A 15927-nucleotide genomic window follows, 5' to 3' on the forward strand; every position below is an offset into this window, starting at 1 on the left:
TTGATACCTTGACAAATCTAACCATAGCGTTAGATGCGATGGGCGGGGACTTCGGTCCTCGCATCACAGTGCCTGCTTGTTTGCGGGCGCTGGCATCTAATCCTCATTTAAAAATATTGCTGGTAGGTCAACCAGACTCTATATCTCCTCTGCTTGCAAATCAAAATGCTGAGCTAATCTCCCGTTTACAAGTTATACCCGCAGAACATATTGTCGCCAATGATGCCAAACCTTCACAAGCTATTAGAGCAAGTAAAGGTACATCAATGCGAGTGGCACTTGATCTCGTGAAAACAGGGGATGCACAAGCTTGTGTAAGTGCAGGGAATACTGGCGTATTAATGGGATTAGCAAAACTTCGACTTAATGCAATTGATGGAATTGAACGTCCTGCTCTGGTTTCGGTATTACCTAATCAGAAAAAAGGCAAGACCGTCGTTCTTGATTTAGGCGCTAACGTTAACTGTGATAGCAAAATGCTGGTGCAGTTTGCGGTAATGGGCGCAGTAATGGCCGAAGAGATAGCAGATATTGATTCACCGAAAGTGGCGCTTTTAAATATTGGTGAAGAAGAGAGTAAAGGATTAGATAATATCCGCGAAGCTGCTACGGTATTAAAATCGACACCGAATATTAATTATATTGGTTATGTTGAAGGTAATGAATTACTGACAGGCAAAACGGATGTATTGGTGTGTGACGGCTTCGCAGGTAATGTCTCCCTTAAAACGATGGAAGGCGTTATTAGAGTTTTCCTTTCATTGATTAAATCTTCTACTACCGAAAATAAAAAAACGTCGTGGTGGATGAAAATATTGAAGAAGTGGTTACAAAAGCGGCTAATTAAGCGTTTTGGACATATGAACCCCGACCAGTATAACGGTGCTTCTCTGTTAGGATTACGCGGTATCGTCATTAAAAGCCATGGTGGCGCAAATGAAAGCGCGTTTACAGCAGCAATAGAACAGGCTGTTCATGCCGTTGAGCGAAAAATTCCAGAGCGAATTGCTTCACGACTGACAACAGTATTACCCAAGAGCGATTGATAGAATGTATACAAAAATCTTAGGTACTGGTAGTTACTTGCCTGTACAAGTGCGAACTAATGCCGATTTAGAAAAAATGGTTGAAACATCTGACGAGTGGATTGTTACCAGAACGGGTATCCATGAACGTCGAATTGCAACAGAAGAAGAAACTGTTGCCGTGATGGGTGCGGGTGCTGGCGAAAAAGCATTAGAAATGTCAGGTATTGATAAGCAAGACATTGGGTTGATTATTGTTGCAACGACATCTGGCTCTCATGCTTTTCCAAGTGCAGCTTGCCAAATTCAAAATGCATTAGGTATTAGTGATTGTATTGCTTTCGATGTTGCGGCTGCATGTTCGGGTTTTGTTTATGCATTAAGTATTGCGGATCAATTTATTAAAGCGGGTTCTGTTAAAAAAGCACTGGTTATTGGTGCTGACAGATTATCTCACGCTTTAGATCCAGAAGATCGTGGCACGATCATCCTGTTTGGTGATGCGGCAGGGGCTGTAGTTGTTGGCGCATCAGAAGAAGAAGGCATTATCTCTACCCATTTACATTCTGATGGTCGTTTTGGTGATCTATTAGCATTACCTTATCAGAGTAGAGAAAATGACGATTTGCCTGCTTATGTGACTATGGCAGGAAATGAAGTTTTTAAAGTCGCAGTTCGGGAGCTTGCCCACATTGTGGATGAGACACTTGAAGCTAACAATATTGATAAATCTGAACTGGACTGGCTTGTGCCTCATCAGGCAAATTTAAGAATTATTTCAGCGACCGCGAAAAAGCTGGATATGACAATGGATAAAGTAGTGGTGACACTAGATCGCCACGGCAATACGTCAGCAGCATCAGTCCCAACAGCATTAGATGAAGCTGTAAGAGATAATCGCATTCAACGTGGTCAGTTAATCTTACTGGAAGCGTTTGGTGGCGGTTTTACTTGGGGTTCTGCACTTATCCGTTTTTAATATTATCAGGAAAATAAACATGACTGATTTTGCAATGGTTTTTCCCGGACAGGGATCACAATCTGTTGGAATGCTTGCAGAACTTGCAGAGCAATATCCAATCGTGACTGAAACATTTGCTCAAGCATCTGATGTATTGGGTTACTCTCTTTGGGACTTAGTTCAAAATGGTCCAGAAGAAGAGCTAAACAAAACATGGAAAACACAGCCAGCATTATTAGCTGCTTCTGTTGCTATTTGGCGTGTATGGCAAGAAAAACAAGGCAAAATGCCACAAATGATGGCAGGTCACAGTCTTGGCGAGTATTCTGCTTTAGTGTGTGCCGGCGTTATTGATTTCGCTGCAGCAATTAAATTAGTAGAATTACGTGGTCAACTGATGCAAGAAGCCGTACCTGCGGGTACTGGTGCAATGTATGCGATTATCGGCTTAGATAATGACGCTATTGCAAAAGCTTGTGAAGAAGCAGCACAAGGACAAGTAGTCTCGCCTGTCAACTTTAACTCACCGGGTCAAGTGGTTATTGCAGGTAACAAAGAAGCCGTAGAACGTGCTGGTGTGTTATGTAAAGAAGCGGGCGCTAAACGAGCTTTACCATTAGCAGTAAGCGTGCCTTCTCACTGTGCTTTAATGAAACCGGCTGCTGATAAGTTAGCGGTTGCATTACAAGAAATCGAATTTAAACAACCTGAAATTCAGGTGGTTAATAACGTTGATGTGATAGCGCAAACTGATGCAAATGCAATCCGTGATGCATTAGTTCGCCAGCTTTATAATCCGGTTCGCTGGACTGAAACCGTTGAACTTATTGCTGAAAAAGGTATCACACAATTATTAGAAATCGGACCAGGAAAAGTATTAACTGGCTTAACAAAACGTATTTCTAAAGAAATGAACGCTGCAGCAGTTAATGATATTGCATCATTAGATGTTGCATTAGGAAATGACTGAGGGATCTCATGGGATTTGACGGAAAAATAGCGCTAGTTACTGGTGCAAGCCGTGGTATTGGCCGTGCGATTGCAGAAGATTTAGTTGCACGCGGTGCGACAGTAATTGGTACAGCAACGAGTGAAAACGGTGCGAAAGCTATCAGCGAATATTTAGACGGTAAGGGTAAGGGTTTTGTGTTAAACGTCACAGAAAACGACTCTATCGAAAAATTTTTAGCAGATGTGCGCGCTGAATTTGGCGAAATTGATATTTTGGTCAATAATGCAGGTATTACTCGTGATAACCTGTTGATGCGCATGAAAGATGATGAGTGGCAAGATATCATTGACACTAATCTTTCATCAGTCTTCCGTCTGTCTAAAGCAGTTATGCGTGCTATGATGAAAAAACGTTATGGTCGTATAATTACCATTGGTTCTGTTGTTGGAACCATGGGTAACGCAGGGCAGGCAAACTACGCGGCGGCAAAAGCGGGTGTGATTGGTTTTAGTAAATCATTAGCACGCGAAGTTGCTTCCCGTGGCATTACGGTGAATGTTGTTGCTCCAGGCTTTATCGAAACTGATATGACTAGAGCATTAACAGACGACCAAAGAGCAGGTATTTTATCTCAAGTCCCTGCTAACCGTTTAGGTGATGCCAAAGAGATTGCCAGTGCTGTAGCTTTCTTAGCTTCTGATGAAGCAAGCTATATCACGGGTGAAACATTGCATGTCAATGGTGGCATGTACATGATCTAATTATGGGGACGTCTTTATATTTGCTTTTTGCGTACAATATAATGCAAAATATAGCGAATAAAGTAGTCCACACAGTCGGGATTGGTTAGATCTTTTCCTGTATTTATAAACTAAGAAAATCATCGCGCAAGCGAGTTTTGATAGGAAATTTAATAGTATGAGCACTATCGACGAACGCGTTAAGAAAATCATTGTTGAACAACTGGGTGTTAAAGAGGAAGAAGTTGTAAATTCAGCTTCATTTGTTGATGACTTAGGCGCTGATTCTCTTGACACAGTTGAGCTGGTAATGGCTCTGGAAGAAGAATTCGATATCGAAATCCCAGACGAAGAAGCAGAAAAAATTACTACAGTTCAAGCTGCTATTGATTACGTTGAAAACGCAGGTAAATAAGCTTGCTAATCTAGGCGGTCACTCGACCGCCTATATTTTTAATCCTAAACTTTTTCCCTCCTTGGAGGATAAGCGTGTCTAAGCGTCGTGTAGTTGTGACCGGACTAGGCATGTTATCTCCTGTCGGTAATAACGCAGAAGCTTCTTGGGAAGCAGTGTGTGCCGGACAGAGTGGTATCGGCCTTATCGAAGATTTTGACACCAGTCATCATGCGACTAAATTCGCTGGATTGGTAAAAGATTTCAATCACGAAGATTATAATCTTTCGCGTAAAGACGCGCGTAAGATGGATCTTTTTATTCAATATGGTATTGCAGCAGGTGTGCAAGCCATTGCGGATTCAGGTCTTGAAGTAACAGAAGCCAATGCAAGTCGTATCGGAGCTGCTATTGGTTCTGGTATTGGTGGCTTAGGCCTTATCGAAGAAAACCATACATCAATGATGAATGGTGGTCCTCGTAAAATTAGCCCATTCTTTGTACCTTCAACCATCATTAACATGGTTGCAGGGCATTTAAGCATTATGTATGGTCTTCGTGGCCCTACAATCTCTATTGCAACAGCATGTACTTCAGGTGTTCATAATATTGGACATGCAGCACGTATTATCGCTTATGGTGATGCAGATGTAATGCTGGCTGGCGGTGCTGAAAAAGCAACTACACCATTAGGTTTGGGTGGCTTTGGTGCTGTTCGTGCATTATCAACACGTAACGATAATCCTCAAGCGGCTAGCCGCCCATGGGATAAAGATCGTGATGGTTTTGTATTAGGTGATGGTGCGGGTGTTCTTGTTCTTGAAGAGTACGAACACGCTAAAAACCGTGGCGCTAAAATTTATGCTGAAGTGATTGGGTTTGGTATGAGCAGCGATGCTTATCACATGACTTCACCAGCAGAAAATGGCGAAGGCGGTGCGCTGGCAATGACAAATGCACTGAAAGATGCGGGTATTTCCTCATCAGAAGTGGGTTATATCAACGCACACGGTACATCAACAAATGCAGGCGATGTTGCTGAAGCACAAGCAGTAGAAAATGTATTTGGTAAAGGTACTGATGTATTAGTTAGCTCAACAAAATCTATGACGGGTCACTTATTAGGTGCTGCGGGTGCAATTGAGTCTATCTTTACAATCCTTTCGTTACGTGACCAAATCGTACCTCCAACAATAAACCTAGATAATCAAGACGAAAATTGTCATCTTGATTTCGTTCCACATAAAGCACGTAAAGTTGAGAACATGGAATATGCTCTGTGTAACTCATTCGGCTTTGGTGGTACTAACGGTTCAATTCTCTTTAAGCGCGTATAACCCGTTTTTTGTAGAAAACTGAAAAATACCTAAAGGCCCAGGATTATTCTGGGTCTTTTATTTTGTCCTTTTACTGCCAGTTGTTTTATCATGTGCAGATTGATATCAATAACATAGATGTAGGGTGTGTTAGATGTATTGGGTAAATGGACAACAGCAACAAAATATCGATGCAAGCGACCGCGCAATACAGTTTGGTGATGGCTGCTTTACGACACTTGCCGTTGAGCATGGTAACCCTATTTTATTATCTGCACACATAAATCGCTTAAAACAAGGCTGTGATACACTTTTTCTACCACATCCAAATTGGTCTGATTTAGAAAACCACATTATAGATATTGCCTCAGACACTCAAACGAAGGGTGTTATTAAGGTTATCATTAGCCGTGGCTGTGGCGGTCGTGGCTATTCCTCTAATGGATTTATAACACCGACAGTAATAATGTCTCTGTCGCCTTATCCTACCCATTATCTCCACCAGCAAAGTGAAGGAATTTCGTTAGGTATAAGCCCAGTTATCTTAGGGCAGAATCCTTTGTTGGCTGGCATCAAACATCTCAACCGTTTAGAACAAGTCCTTATCAAATATCATTTAGAAAAAACAGAATTTGATGATGTTTTGGTGTGTGATAATGAAGGATATTTAGTTGAAGCTAATGCGGCGAATCTTTTTTGGCGCAAAGGAAATAGGCTTTTTACGCCAAACCTGACTAATTCAGGCGTAAATGGCATTATGCGTCAATCTATTTTTCAACTAGCGCAAAAAAAGCATTGGGAAATTGATATTGTGAGAGAAAAACCTGAAACACTTTATCAAGCTGATGAAATATGGTTAACAAATGCGTTGATGCCAGTGATCCCCGTTTCACAAATCACTTTTTCAGATGATAAGCGCTATCAATACCCTAATAGGGATTATTATCATGTTGTTTTACAACACAGTTTGTCACTTAAATAGAATTTAATGAGTTATAAATGAAGATAAAAAAAATAGTATGGATAGTTTTTTTTGCCTTATTGATTAGCCTTGGCGCAATTGCATTGTATATGATGCAACATATTCGAGGTTTAGAAGAAAAGATTGTTGTAAAACAAGATGAAATGTTACTGACTGTGCCAGCAGGAACAGGGCGTGTTGCCATGGAGCAACTATTAATAAAAAATAATCTGCTTAATGAAGGGGATTATTTTCAGATCTTATTAAAAGCCAAACCAGAGCTAAGCCAATTTAAAGCGGGAACTTATCGTTTAACGAAGGATATGACGTTACGTGATGTTTTACTGCTGATCAAAAGTGGCAAAGAGGCGCAGTTTACAATCCGTTTTATTGAAGGCAGCCGTTTAAAGGATTGGCAATCTATTTTTGAGCAAGCGCCTCAACTTGCTGCTGTCGCACATACGATGGATAGCGATAAATTACGCCAAGAAATAGGAATAAAACCGGAAATTGCTGATCTAGAAGGTTGGTTTGCGCCAGATACATACCATTACACTGCGGGTACGACAGATGTCGCAATTTTAAAGCGTGCCTACCAACAAATGGAAAAAACATTAGAAGAAGAGTGGATTAAACGCGATAGTGATTTACCGTATAAGTCGGCTTATGAAATGCTTATCATGGCATCAATTATTGAAAAAGAGACAGGTATTGATGCTGAAAGAACAAAGGTTGCGTCTGTTTTTGTCAATCGATTAAAAACAAATATGCGATTACAGACCGATCCTACCGTGATTTATGGTTTAGGTGATAAATACCGAGGTACAATTTATCGCAGTGATTTAAATGGTTACACCCCTTATAACACGTATCAAATTGATGGATTACCACCAACACCAATCGCAATGCCCGGTGTTGCTTCAATTAGAGCCGCTGCACATCCAGCGGATACGCGTTATCTCTATTTTGTTGCGGATGGGACGGGTGGTCATAAATTTTCAACCACACTCAATGAACACAATAAGGCCGTCGCGCAATACCGACGCTTACAACAAAGATAATTATGAACAACAGCAAATTTATTGTAATTGAAGGATTAGAAGGTGCTGGAAAAACCAGCGCAATTCAAACGGTTATTGATACATTAAAAGAAAAAGGTATCACCAATCTGGCTTTTACCCGTGAACCGGGTGGCACACCGCTTGCTGAAAAACTACGTGAACTCATCAAGCAAGGTATTGACGGCGAAAAAGTGACAGATAAAGCAGAGCTTTTAATGTTATATGCCGCGCGTGTTCAGCTTGTTGAAAACGTAATAAAACCGGCATTAGCGGAAGGTAAATGGGTGATTGGCGATAGACATGATCTCTCTTCACAAGCTTATCAGGGTGGTGGACGCGGCTTAGATAAAGATCTTATGTTGTCACTTCGTAATACCGTTCTTGGTGATTTTCGCCCTGATTTAACCTTATATCTTGATTTAGATCCGGCAATTGGTCTTGCCAGAGCGCGCGCTCGAGGTGAGTTAGACCGAATTGAAAAAGAATCAATGGATTTCTTTTATCGTACTCGTGAACGTTATCAGGCATTAGTCAAAGGTGATGACTCTATTATCACAATAGATGCATCTCAAGCTATTGAAAAAGTACAAGCAGATATCCGTCAAACATTAACAGCGTGGCTAGTTCAGCAGGAAAATAAATCACTATGAATTGGTATCCTTGGCTAAATCAGGCATATCGACAACTTATTAGCATGTATCAAGAAGGGCGAGGTCATCATGCCTTGCTTTTACATGCGATAGAAGGCATGGGAGGAGAAGCACTCTCTTATGGGTTAAGTCGTTGGTTAATGTGCCAGAATAAACAGGGATTAAAAAGTTGTAATGAATGCCATAGCTGTCGTTTGATGCTTGCTGAAACACACCCTGATTGGCATGTTTTACAAAGTGAAAAGGGAAAATCCTCGATTGGTATTGAAGCCGTAAGAAAAGTCACTGAAAAATTGGAGCATCATGCTCAGCAAAGTGGTTCTAGGGTTGTTTGGATAAAAGATGTTGAAGCATTAACTGAAGCGGCAGCAAATGCATTGCTCAAAACGTTAGAAGAGCCGCCTAAAAACACCTATTTTTTGCTGAATTGTCAGCAACCAGAGGTTTTATTAGCGACATTGCGTAGCCGTTGTTTTTATTACCATTTAGCGACGCCAGATCTCCAACATGCAACGCACTGGTTACAGCAACAATTACCAAACATACCTTATGCCAATAGTGTGACGGCATTAAATTTATCTCAGAATGCTCCAGTTTTAGCGCTTTCATTATTGAAAGATGAGTGGAAGGAAAGAGAGACTTTTTACCAAGTTTTATATGCAAGCATACAACAACATGATTTATATTCATTTTTACCGCAATTAAATCAAGATAATGCCGAGCGTCGCTTGTATTGGTTATTATCCCTGCTGCTTGATGCATTAAAATACCAAACCAATGCACAAGTGTATTGTGTGAACCAAGACCAGCAAGCATTAATTATGGCGTTATCACAATGGCCTTCGGATATTTTGTTATCCACTATTGATGGATGGAAACAGTGTCGTTACCAGTTAATGACTATTCCTGCATTAAATAGAGAACTATTACTAGTAGAGCAGCTACTAGATTGGGAAAATCAGCTAGCCACAAAAAATTAATTATCTATATATTAATTATGATTTAGCTGTAATAAAAAACACCTATACTCTAAATCATTCGAGTTGTAGGTAGGCGGCAAGCAAAGATATCCCGATGAGCATACTCATATGTGATTCGGGTAGCTGAGCGTAGCCAACACCTCTGTAACTTGAAGAATGACGAGTATATAAGTCGTATCAGATAAATGAGAGTAAGTTATGTTTTTAGTTGATTCACACTGCCATCTCGACTGCTTAGATTATGAAAAATTACATGAAAATATTGATGATGTTGTCGAAAAAGCACAGCAGCGTGATGTTCAATATATGTTAGCAGTGGCAACCACATTACCGGGCTTTAAGAGTATGCGTGAGCTAATCGGTAAACGTGACAATATCGCCTTTTCTTGTGGAGTCCATCCTTTAAATTTAGATGAAGGTCATGATATTGAAGAATTAGCACGTTTAGCTGCTGCACCTGATGTTGTGGCTTTAGGTGAAACAGGGCTAGATTACTATTACCAACAAGAAAATGCGGCTCTACAGCGTGAAATTTTCCGTGAGCATATTCGTATTGGACGCCAAGTTAATAAACCCGTTATTGTGCATACACGCAGTGCTCGCGAAGACACGTTATCTATTTTAAAAGAAGAAAAAGTTCAAGATTGTGGTGGTGTTTTGCATTGTTTTACTGAAGATAAAGAAACTGCAACCGCATTACTTGATCTTGGAATGTATATTTCTTTTTCTGGCATCGTAACATTTAGAAATGCTGAACAAATTAGAGAAGCAGCGCGTATTGTTCCTCTTGATAGAATTTTAGTTGAAACAGACTCCCCTTATTTAGCGCCCGTTCCTCATCGCGGAAAAGAAAACCAACCGGCTTATGTCCGCGATGTTGCAGAATATATGGCTGTCTTAAAAGGCGTCAGTGTTGAAGAGTTAGCGCAACAAACAACACGCAATTTTGCTAAGCTCTTTCATATTCAAAACTTACCTGCTTAATAGAATTAATCGGGAATTAAAATAAATAATAAGGTGATGGAAATGGCAGAAGAAACAATTTTCAGTAAAATTATCCGTGGTGAAATTCCAGCCAATATCGTGTTTCAAGATGATACAGTGACGGCATTTCGTGATATTTCACCTCAAGCGCCCACTCATATTTTAATTATTCCTAATAAACTTATTCCTACTGTAAACGATGTTACTGCAGAAGATGAGCAAGTATTAGGGCACCTTTTCGTTGTTGCGGCAAAAATTGCACAACAAGAAGGTATTGCTGAAGATGGTTATCGCTTAGTGATGAACTGTAATAAACATGGTGGACAAGAAGTTTTCCATATTCATATGCATTTACTTGGCGGGAAACCATTAGGACCATTATTAAGCCTGTAATGGATGTAATGCTAACAGCAGGATAACAGGAAGTAATACATGATAAGACAAGGTAAGGCTATTTGTTCATTACTTATCGTTGTGTTTATGACGACATTGCTTGCAGGATGTTTATCATCTCATTCAGATAATAAACTCTATTTCAATCGTCAGCAGGCTATTATTATGGAGCCTTCAGTATTAGTTGTAGGCGTTGTTGCTGGTCAGCCGGCCATTGAACACCATGCTAATGGCACCAAAGCGACAGTCATGTTATCAAATACACAATCTTACCCTGTTTCTATTCGTTATCGTTTTTATTGGTATAACGAACAAGGTCTTGAAGTTTCCCCTGCTGGAAATGTAAATGATGTGACTATTCTTGGAGATGGTGATGTCGAAATTAGTGGTGATATACCAAATAAAACCATTAGTTATGTCAGAGTTTATCTCTTTACTTAGGATAAGGTAACACGAGCATGAAAAGAGTTCTATTTGTGGCGATGTCTGTATTTTTATTAGCGGGTTGTCCATCTATGTTGCCACAACAACCCCCTGTACCTGTAGAGCCGGTGACACCCACAGAGCCAGTAGAGCCGCCTAAACCGATAGAGCCACCAATCGAAGTTGTGCCAACGCCACCTAAAATCACGAGCATTAATTGGAATGCAGCTGTCACACCTTTAATTAGAGAAATGGCAGTTACTGATGATTTAGACGCGGGTAAACTTATCGTTGTTGATAATGTTAAAAATAATTCAGGCGGGAATATCCAAGCGGTAAATGCGACTAATACTATTATTGAATCAGTTAATAGTATTAGTGCATTGCAAACCGTGCCTTATACGCAAATGATGTCAGCACGAAAAGCGCTTGGTTTATCTGGTGAAGATAGCCTAGGTCTTCGTAGTGCAGCGATTGGCTTAGCCCGCTATTTGAAAGCTGATTATATTTTATTCTCAACCGTTGATGGTAAAAAAGATAACCGTGTGATCAGCATGCAGTTAATGTCGGTTTCTTCTGGTGAAATTCTTTGGAACGGGCGTCATAAGGTTGAGTGATCCGTATTACTCAAGTTTGCTTAATGCCTTGCAAGCGCTTTTCCCTGCAACGGCATTAAGTCAATGGAAAATCACTGCATTAGCCGGAGCCGGTGGTGGTGCTTTTCGTGTGCAATGTGCAGATATTGACTGGGTTGCTCGCTATTATGGCGATGAAAAAAAAGCGCTTTATGTACATGGAAGAAAAGAATACGCCATTTTAAAGCAGCTATCAGGATCTGATTTATCACCTAAAGTTGCCACACGTTATAAAGAGTGGTTTTTTCTTTGTTGGTTACAGGGCGAACATCTTACTCATCAATCACTTTTTAGTACTTATTTAAAACCGTTAGCTGAAAAAATAGCAATACTCCATCAACACACACCGTTAGGTTTTCCTCTTAACTTAAATCATGAGTTATTAATTTATTGGCAGGGTATTGATAGAAAACGTTTATCTGCTAAATGGTTACGCTTGCAACAACATTTTTTACGCCAACCGCGATGCAATTTCATAAAATACGCGCCTGCTCACATGGATTTGCATGTTGAGAATATTCTTCTTAGTGATTCGGGTATAAAATTTATTGATTGGGAATATGCTGCCGATATTGATACAGCAGATTCATTGATGACGTTCTTTGCAACAAACCAACTCAATGAGGCGCAACAAAATACGTTTTTGGATTATTATTATTCGTATCATTGTCATTATACTCAATCCAAAGAGACGGATATTTATTCTGTGAAGGAGTTGAGAAAGCGTATTCTCTCAAGGGAGCCATTCATTTTTTATATGATGCTAATGTGGTATGAAGTCCGTTGGCAACAAACAAAAGATGGATCATTTTTAATAATGTCTGAACCTTTGCGTCGCTATTTCAGTCTGACGAATTAAAGACATTATCTTGTCACAATTACAAAGAGAGGAATGTTATGGGTCCAGTAATGCTTGATGTTGAAGGATATGAACTCGATAGTGAAGAGCGTGAAATTTTAAAGCATCCTCTTGTCGGTGGATTAATCCTTTTTACCCGCAACTTCCACGATGCTGAACAATTAAATGAATTAGTTCGCCAAATTCGTGATGCATCTCATGAGCGGCTTGTGATTGCAGTAGACCAAGAAGGGGGACGAGTACAGCGCTTCCGTGATGGTTTTACACGCATACCAGCAGCTCAATCTTATGCGGCATTAAATGAAAGTTATCAAGCGAGTCATTTAGCACAAGAAGCGGGATGGCTAATGGCATCAGAAATGATTGCCATGGATATTGATATCAGTTTTGCACCCGTGCTTGACCTAGGTCATAACTGTATTGCTATTGGCGAGCGTTCTTTCCATGATTCCCCTGAAATTGCCATGACAATGGCTGAGAGCTTTATTAAAGGTATGCGCTCTGCGGGCATGAAATCAACAGGCAAACACTTCCCTGGTCATGGTGCTGTAAGGGCTGATTCTCATAAAGAAACGCCTCGTGATGATCGCTCTTTAAATGATATTCGCCAGCGTGATATGTCTATCTTTAAAGATTTTATTCAACGCCAGTTATTAGATGCGATTATGCCAGCTCATGTTATTTATTCTCAGGTTGATGAGCGTCCGGCAAGTGGCTCATCGTACTGGCTGAAATCTATTTTACGTGAACAATTAGGCTTCCAAGGCGTTATTTTCTCTGATGACTTATCGATGGAAGGCGCTGCTATTATGGGGAGTTATGCAGAAAGGGCGCAACGCTCGCTAGATGCCGGTTGTGATATGCTTTTAGTATGTAATAACCGAAAAGGGGCGGTGAGTGTGTTAGATAACCTGTTCTCTGTCAAAGCAGAACGTATCTCCACATTGTACCATCACCGAGGTCGTTACACATTGAGTGAGCTACAAACCTCTGATCGTTGGAAAAAAGCGAATCAGTTGCTGACCCAATTACAGGAGCAATGGCAGGAGCGAGCATGATTATATATTTACATGGTTTTGATTCCACAAGTCCTGGAAATCATGAGAAAGTTTTACAGCTACAGTTTATTGATCCTGATGTCCGCTTTTTAAGCTACAGTACGTTGCATCCTCGTCATGACATGCAACACTTACTGAAAGAAACGGATAAAGTGATTAAATCCACAAAAGAGCCAGTATTAATTTGCGGCGTAGGATTAGGTGGATATTGGGCAGAGCGTATTGGTTTCTTATGTAATATTCGTCAGGTAATGATTAATCCTAATCTTTTTCCTTACGAAAACATGACAGACAAAATCGACAGACCTGAAGAATATTTAGATATCTCAACGAAATGTATTAAAGATTTTCGTTCTAAAAACAAAGATAACGCTTTAGTGATTTTATCCCGTAATGATGAGATTTTAGATAATCAGCGTTCTGCTGATGAATTATCACCTTATTACTCAGTCATTTGGGATGAAGTGCAAACGCATAAATTTAAGAGCCTCTCTGAGCACTTATTTAAAATTAAAGCGTTTAATAACAAAGAGTAAGACTAAAGTAATATGTTTAAAATGGATGGTGTTTGTTCCATCCATTTTTTTATCTGATGTCGTTAAAACGTTCATACAGCTCTCTCTGCCTATCTCTTCTCAGCATTTGTTTCACCCCTTTATTTTTATCACCTCAATGATCACGACTGATTTTAACAATCCTCTTTATGCTTATGTTTCTAGCTCCTTGTATTAATTAACAAAACCAATATCCCTATGTTTTAAATGGAGATTTATTTCTCACTCAAAGGCAAAAAACAACCATTTTCCTCAAAAAATAGATATGCATATTCAAATATTTTTGATATAAATCAACTTTGGTATGACCATCTTTCCAATTAACTTGCTTAAGAACAAAAATAACAGCCGAAACGATTTAACTGTCGTTATTTAAGTAGATTTCACTAAGGCTATTTAAATAACAACAGTAAATATCTTTATGGAGTGACGTTAAATGTCATTAAAAAAAATTGTTATTGTCGGTGGCGGTGCTGGTGGTTTAGAACTGGCGACCAAATTAGGCAATAAATTAGGACGCAGCAAAAAAGCAGAGATCACCTTAGTCGATCGCAACAACAGTCATCTGTGGAAACCCCTTTTACATGAAGTAGCAACTGGCTCTTTAGATGATGGTGTTGATGCGTTAAGTTACCTAGCACATGGCTATAATCATCATTTCAATTTCCAATTAGGCTCCTTAACAGGGCTTGATCGTGAGCAAAAAAATATCACACTGGCTGCTATTTATAATGAAGAGCAAGAGCTACTCGTACCTGAACGCACATTAGACTACGATATTTTAGTGATGGCGTTAGGCAGTAAATCAAACGATTTTGGCACACCAGGTATTAAAGAAAACTGCATTTTCTTGGACAGCCCTCAACAAGCACATCGTTTCCATAACGAAATGCTAAATTTGTTTTTAAAATACTCAGCAGATACCAATGCACAAGAAGAAAATCGTAAGGTAAATATTGCAATTGTGGGTGGTGGTGCGACAGGTGTTGAACTTTCAGCCGAATTGCATAATGCAGTACGTCAGCTTAATAGCTATGGATTAAAAAAATTAGCGCCTTCCGCATTAAATATCACCTTGGTTGAAGCAGGAGAGCGTATCTTACCTGCATTACCTGTGCGTATTTCTAGTGCTGCACATCAAGAATTAACCAAATTAGGTGTGCGAGTAATGACCAAAACCATGGTCACAAGTGCAGATGAAGGTGGATTAAACACCAAAGAAGGTGAGCATATCGATGCTGATTTAATGGTGTGGGCGGCAGGTATTAAAGCGCCTGATTTTATGAAAGAGATTGCTGGCCTAGAGACTAACCGTATTAATCAGTTGATTGTTAAACCTACCTTACAAACAACCTTAGATGACTCTATTTTTGCGATTGGTGACTGCTCTTCTTGTCCAAGAAAAGAAGGTGGTTTTGTTCCTCCACGAGCGCAATCTGCACATCAAATGGCAAGTCGTTGTTACAGCAATATTTTAGCAATGTTAAAAGACAAACCACTGAAAGATTATGTGTTTACTGATCATGGCTCATTAGTTTCACTCTCTAAATTTAGTACTGTGGGGAGTTTGATGGGGAATTTGATGAAGGGAGACATGATGATCGAAGGGCGCATAGCGCGGATTGTTTATATCTCTTTATATCGAATGCATCAAATAGCGTTGCATGGTTATATCAAAACTGGGCTTATGATGTTAGTTGGATCAATCAATCGAGTGATTAGACCTAAACTAAAACTTCATTAATTTATCTTTTGTTTTATAGACAAGACAAAAGTTACCTTTTGAAGCCCTCATATTATATGAGGGTTTTTTATCTATTTTTCTTTTAAATTAAATGATTAAATGAGAATATCCAAATAAGATAAATAATCTCAGCATAAAGCACTAGATGATTTGTCTGTCTATATCAGAAATAACCGATAACTCTAAAACTCAATAGAGTAATGATAAATATAATTTTATTATTAAGGTTAAATTTGT

18 protein-coding genes are annotated in these 15927 nt (G+C 39.6%); all 18 read left to right on the forward strand.

The window, feature by feature from the left end; genetic code table 11:
- The first annotated feature begins 8 nt into the window (after positions 1-8).
- A complete protein-coding gene (plsX, locus tag BTA34_RS05435; protein ID WP_151434796.1) occupies positions 9-1046 on the forward strand; it encodes a phosphate acyltransferase PlsX in 1038 nt (345 codons plus the stop codon).
- A 4-nt stretch (positions 1047-1050) separates the two neighbouring features.
- On the forward strand, positions 1051-2004 hold the full coding sequence (locus BTA34_RS05440) for a beta-ketoacyl-ACP synthase III (protein WP_151434797.1): 954 nt from the start codon (positions 1051-1053) through the stop codon (positions 2002-2004).
- A 19-nt stretch (positions 2005-2023) separates the two neighbouring features.
- The gene (gene fabD / locus BTA34_RS05445; protein WP_151434798.1) at positions 2024-2956 is read left to right on the forward strand and encodes an ACP S-malonyltransferase; all 933 of its coding nucleotides are present in this window, start codon (positions 2024-2026) and stop codon (positions 2954-2956) included.
- A gap of 8 nt (positions 2957-2964) precedes the next feature.
- Positions 2965-3699 (forward strand): 3-oxoacyl-ACP reductase FabG, encoded by a 735-nt coding sequence (fabG, locus tag BTA34_RS05450; protein ID WP_109372881.1) that lies wholly within the window; start codon positions 2965-2967, stop codon positions 3697-3699.
- 157 nt (positions 3700-3856) lie between these two features.
- Positions 3857-4093, forward strand: coding sequence for an acyl carrier protein (acpP, locus tag BTA34_RS05455; RefSeq protein WP_004247087.1), 237 nt, complete (start codon positions 3857-3859; stop codon positions 4091-4093).
- 74 nt (positions 4094-4167) lie between these two features.
- Complete coding sequence (fabF, locus tag BTA34_RS05460; RefSeq protein ID WP_151434799.1) at positions 4168-5409, forward strand: beta-ketoacyl-ACP synthase II; 1242 nt, start codon at positions 4168-4170, stop codon at positions 5407-5409.
- A 133-nt stretch (positions 5410-5542) separates the two neighbouring features.
- The gene (gene pabC / locus BTA34_RS05465; RefSeq protein WP_151434800.1) at positions 5543-6370 is read left to right on the forward strand and encodes an aminodeoxychorismate lyase; all 828 of its coding nucleotides are present in this window, start codon (positions 5543-5545) and stop codon (positions 6368-6370) included.
- Positions 6371-6387: 17 nt separating this feature from the next.
- The gene (gene mltG, locus BTA34_RS05470; protein WP_151434801.1) at positions 6388-7410 is read left to right on the forward strand and encodes an endolytic transglycosylase MltG; all 1023 of its coding nucleotides are present in this window, start codon (positions 6388-6390) and stop codon (positions 7408-7410) included.
- Positions 7411-7412: 2 nt separating this feature from the next.
- On the forward strand, positions 7413-8060 hold the full coding sequence (gene tmk / locus BTA34_RS05475; protein ID WP_151434802.1) for a dTMP kinase: 648 nt from the start codon (positions 7413-7415) through the stop codon (positions 8058-8060).
- On the forward strand, positions 8057-9040 hold the full coding sequence (gene holB / locus BTA34_RS05480) for a DNA polymerase III subunit delta' (RefSeq protein WP_151434803.1): 984 nt from the start codon (positions 8057-8059) through the stop codon (positions 9038-9040). The genes tmk and holB overlap by 4 nt, the downstream gene beginning before the upstream one ends.
- Positions 9041-9238: 198 nt before the next feature.
- Positions 9239-10024 carry a metal-dependent hydrolase gene (locus tag BTA34_RS05485; RefSeq protein WP_151434804.1) on the forward strand — a complete coding sequence of 262 codons (786 nt, stop codon included), beginning with the start codon at positions 9239-9241 and terminating at the stop codon, positions 10022-10024.
- Positions 10025-10066: 42 nt separating this feature from the next.
- Complete coding sequence (gene hinT, locus BTA34_RS05490; RefSeq protein ID WP_151434805.1) at positions 10067-10417, forward strand: purine nucleoside phosphoramidase; 351 nt, start codon at positions 10067-10069, stop codon at positions 10415-10417.
- Positions 10418-10456: 39 nt separating this feature from the next.
- Positions 10457-10858, forward strand: coding sequence for a YcfL family protein (locus BTA34_RS05495; RefSeq protein WP_151434806.1), 402 nt, complete (start codon positions 10457-10459; stop codon positions 10856-10858).
- A gap of 17 nt (positions 10859-10875) precedes the next feature.
- A complete protein-coding gene (locus BTA34_RS05500) occupies positions 10876-11457 on the forward strand; it encodes a penicillin-binding protein activator LpoB (protein WP_151434807.1) in 582 nt (193 codons plus the stop codon).
- Positions 11450-12334, forward strand: coding sequence for a phosphotransferase (locus BTA34_RS05505; RefSeq protein WP_151434808.1), 885 nt, complete (start codon positions 11450-11452; stop codon positions 12332-12334). The genes BTA34_RS05500 and BTA34_RS05505 overlap by 8 nt, the downstream gene beginning before the upstream one ends.
- A gap of 38 nt (positions 12335-12372) precedes the next feature.
- Positions 12373-13392 carry a beta-N-acetylhexosaminidase gene (nagZ, locus tag BTA34_RS05510; protein WP_151434809.1) on the forward strand — a complete coding sequence of 340 codons (1020 nt, stop codon included), beginning with the start codon at positions 12373-12375 and terminating at the stop codon, positions 13390-13392.
- Positions 13389-13928 carry an alpha/beta hydrolase YcfP gene (gene ycfP, locus BTA34_RS05515; protein WP_151434810.1) on the forward strand — a complete coding sequence of 180 codons (540 nt, stop codon included), beginning with the start codon at positions 13389-13391 and terminating at the stop codon, positions 13926-13928. The genes nagZ and ycfP overlap by 4 nt, the downstream gene beginning before the upstream one ends.
- A gap of 454 nt (positions 13929-14382) precedes the next feature.
- On the forward strand, positions 14383-15690 hold the full coding sequence (locus BTA34_RS05520) for an NAD(P)/FAD-dependent oxidoreductase (protein ID WP_151434811.1): 1308 nt from the start codon (positions 14383-14385) through the stop codon (positions 15688-15690).
- Positions 15691-15927: the final 237 nt, after the last annotated feature.

Origin of the sequence: Proteus sp. CD3, from assembly GCF_008808075.1 — a bacterium.
Classification (GTDB): domain Bacteria; phylum Pseudomonadota; class Gammaproteobacteria; order Enterobacterales; family Enterobacteriaceae; genus Proteus; species Proteus appendicitidis.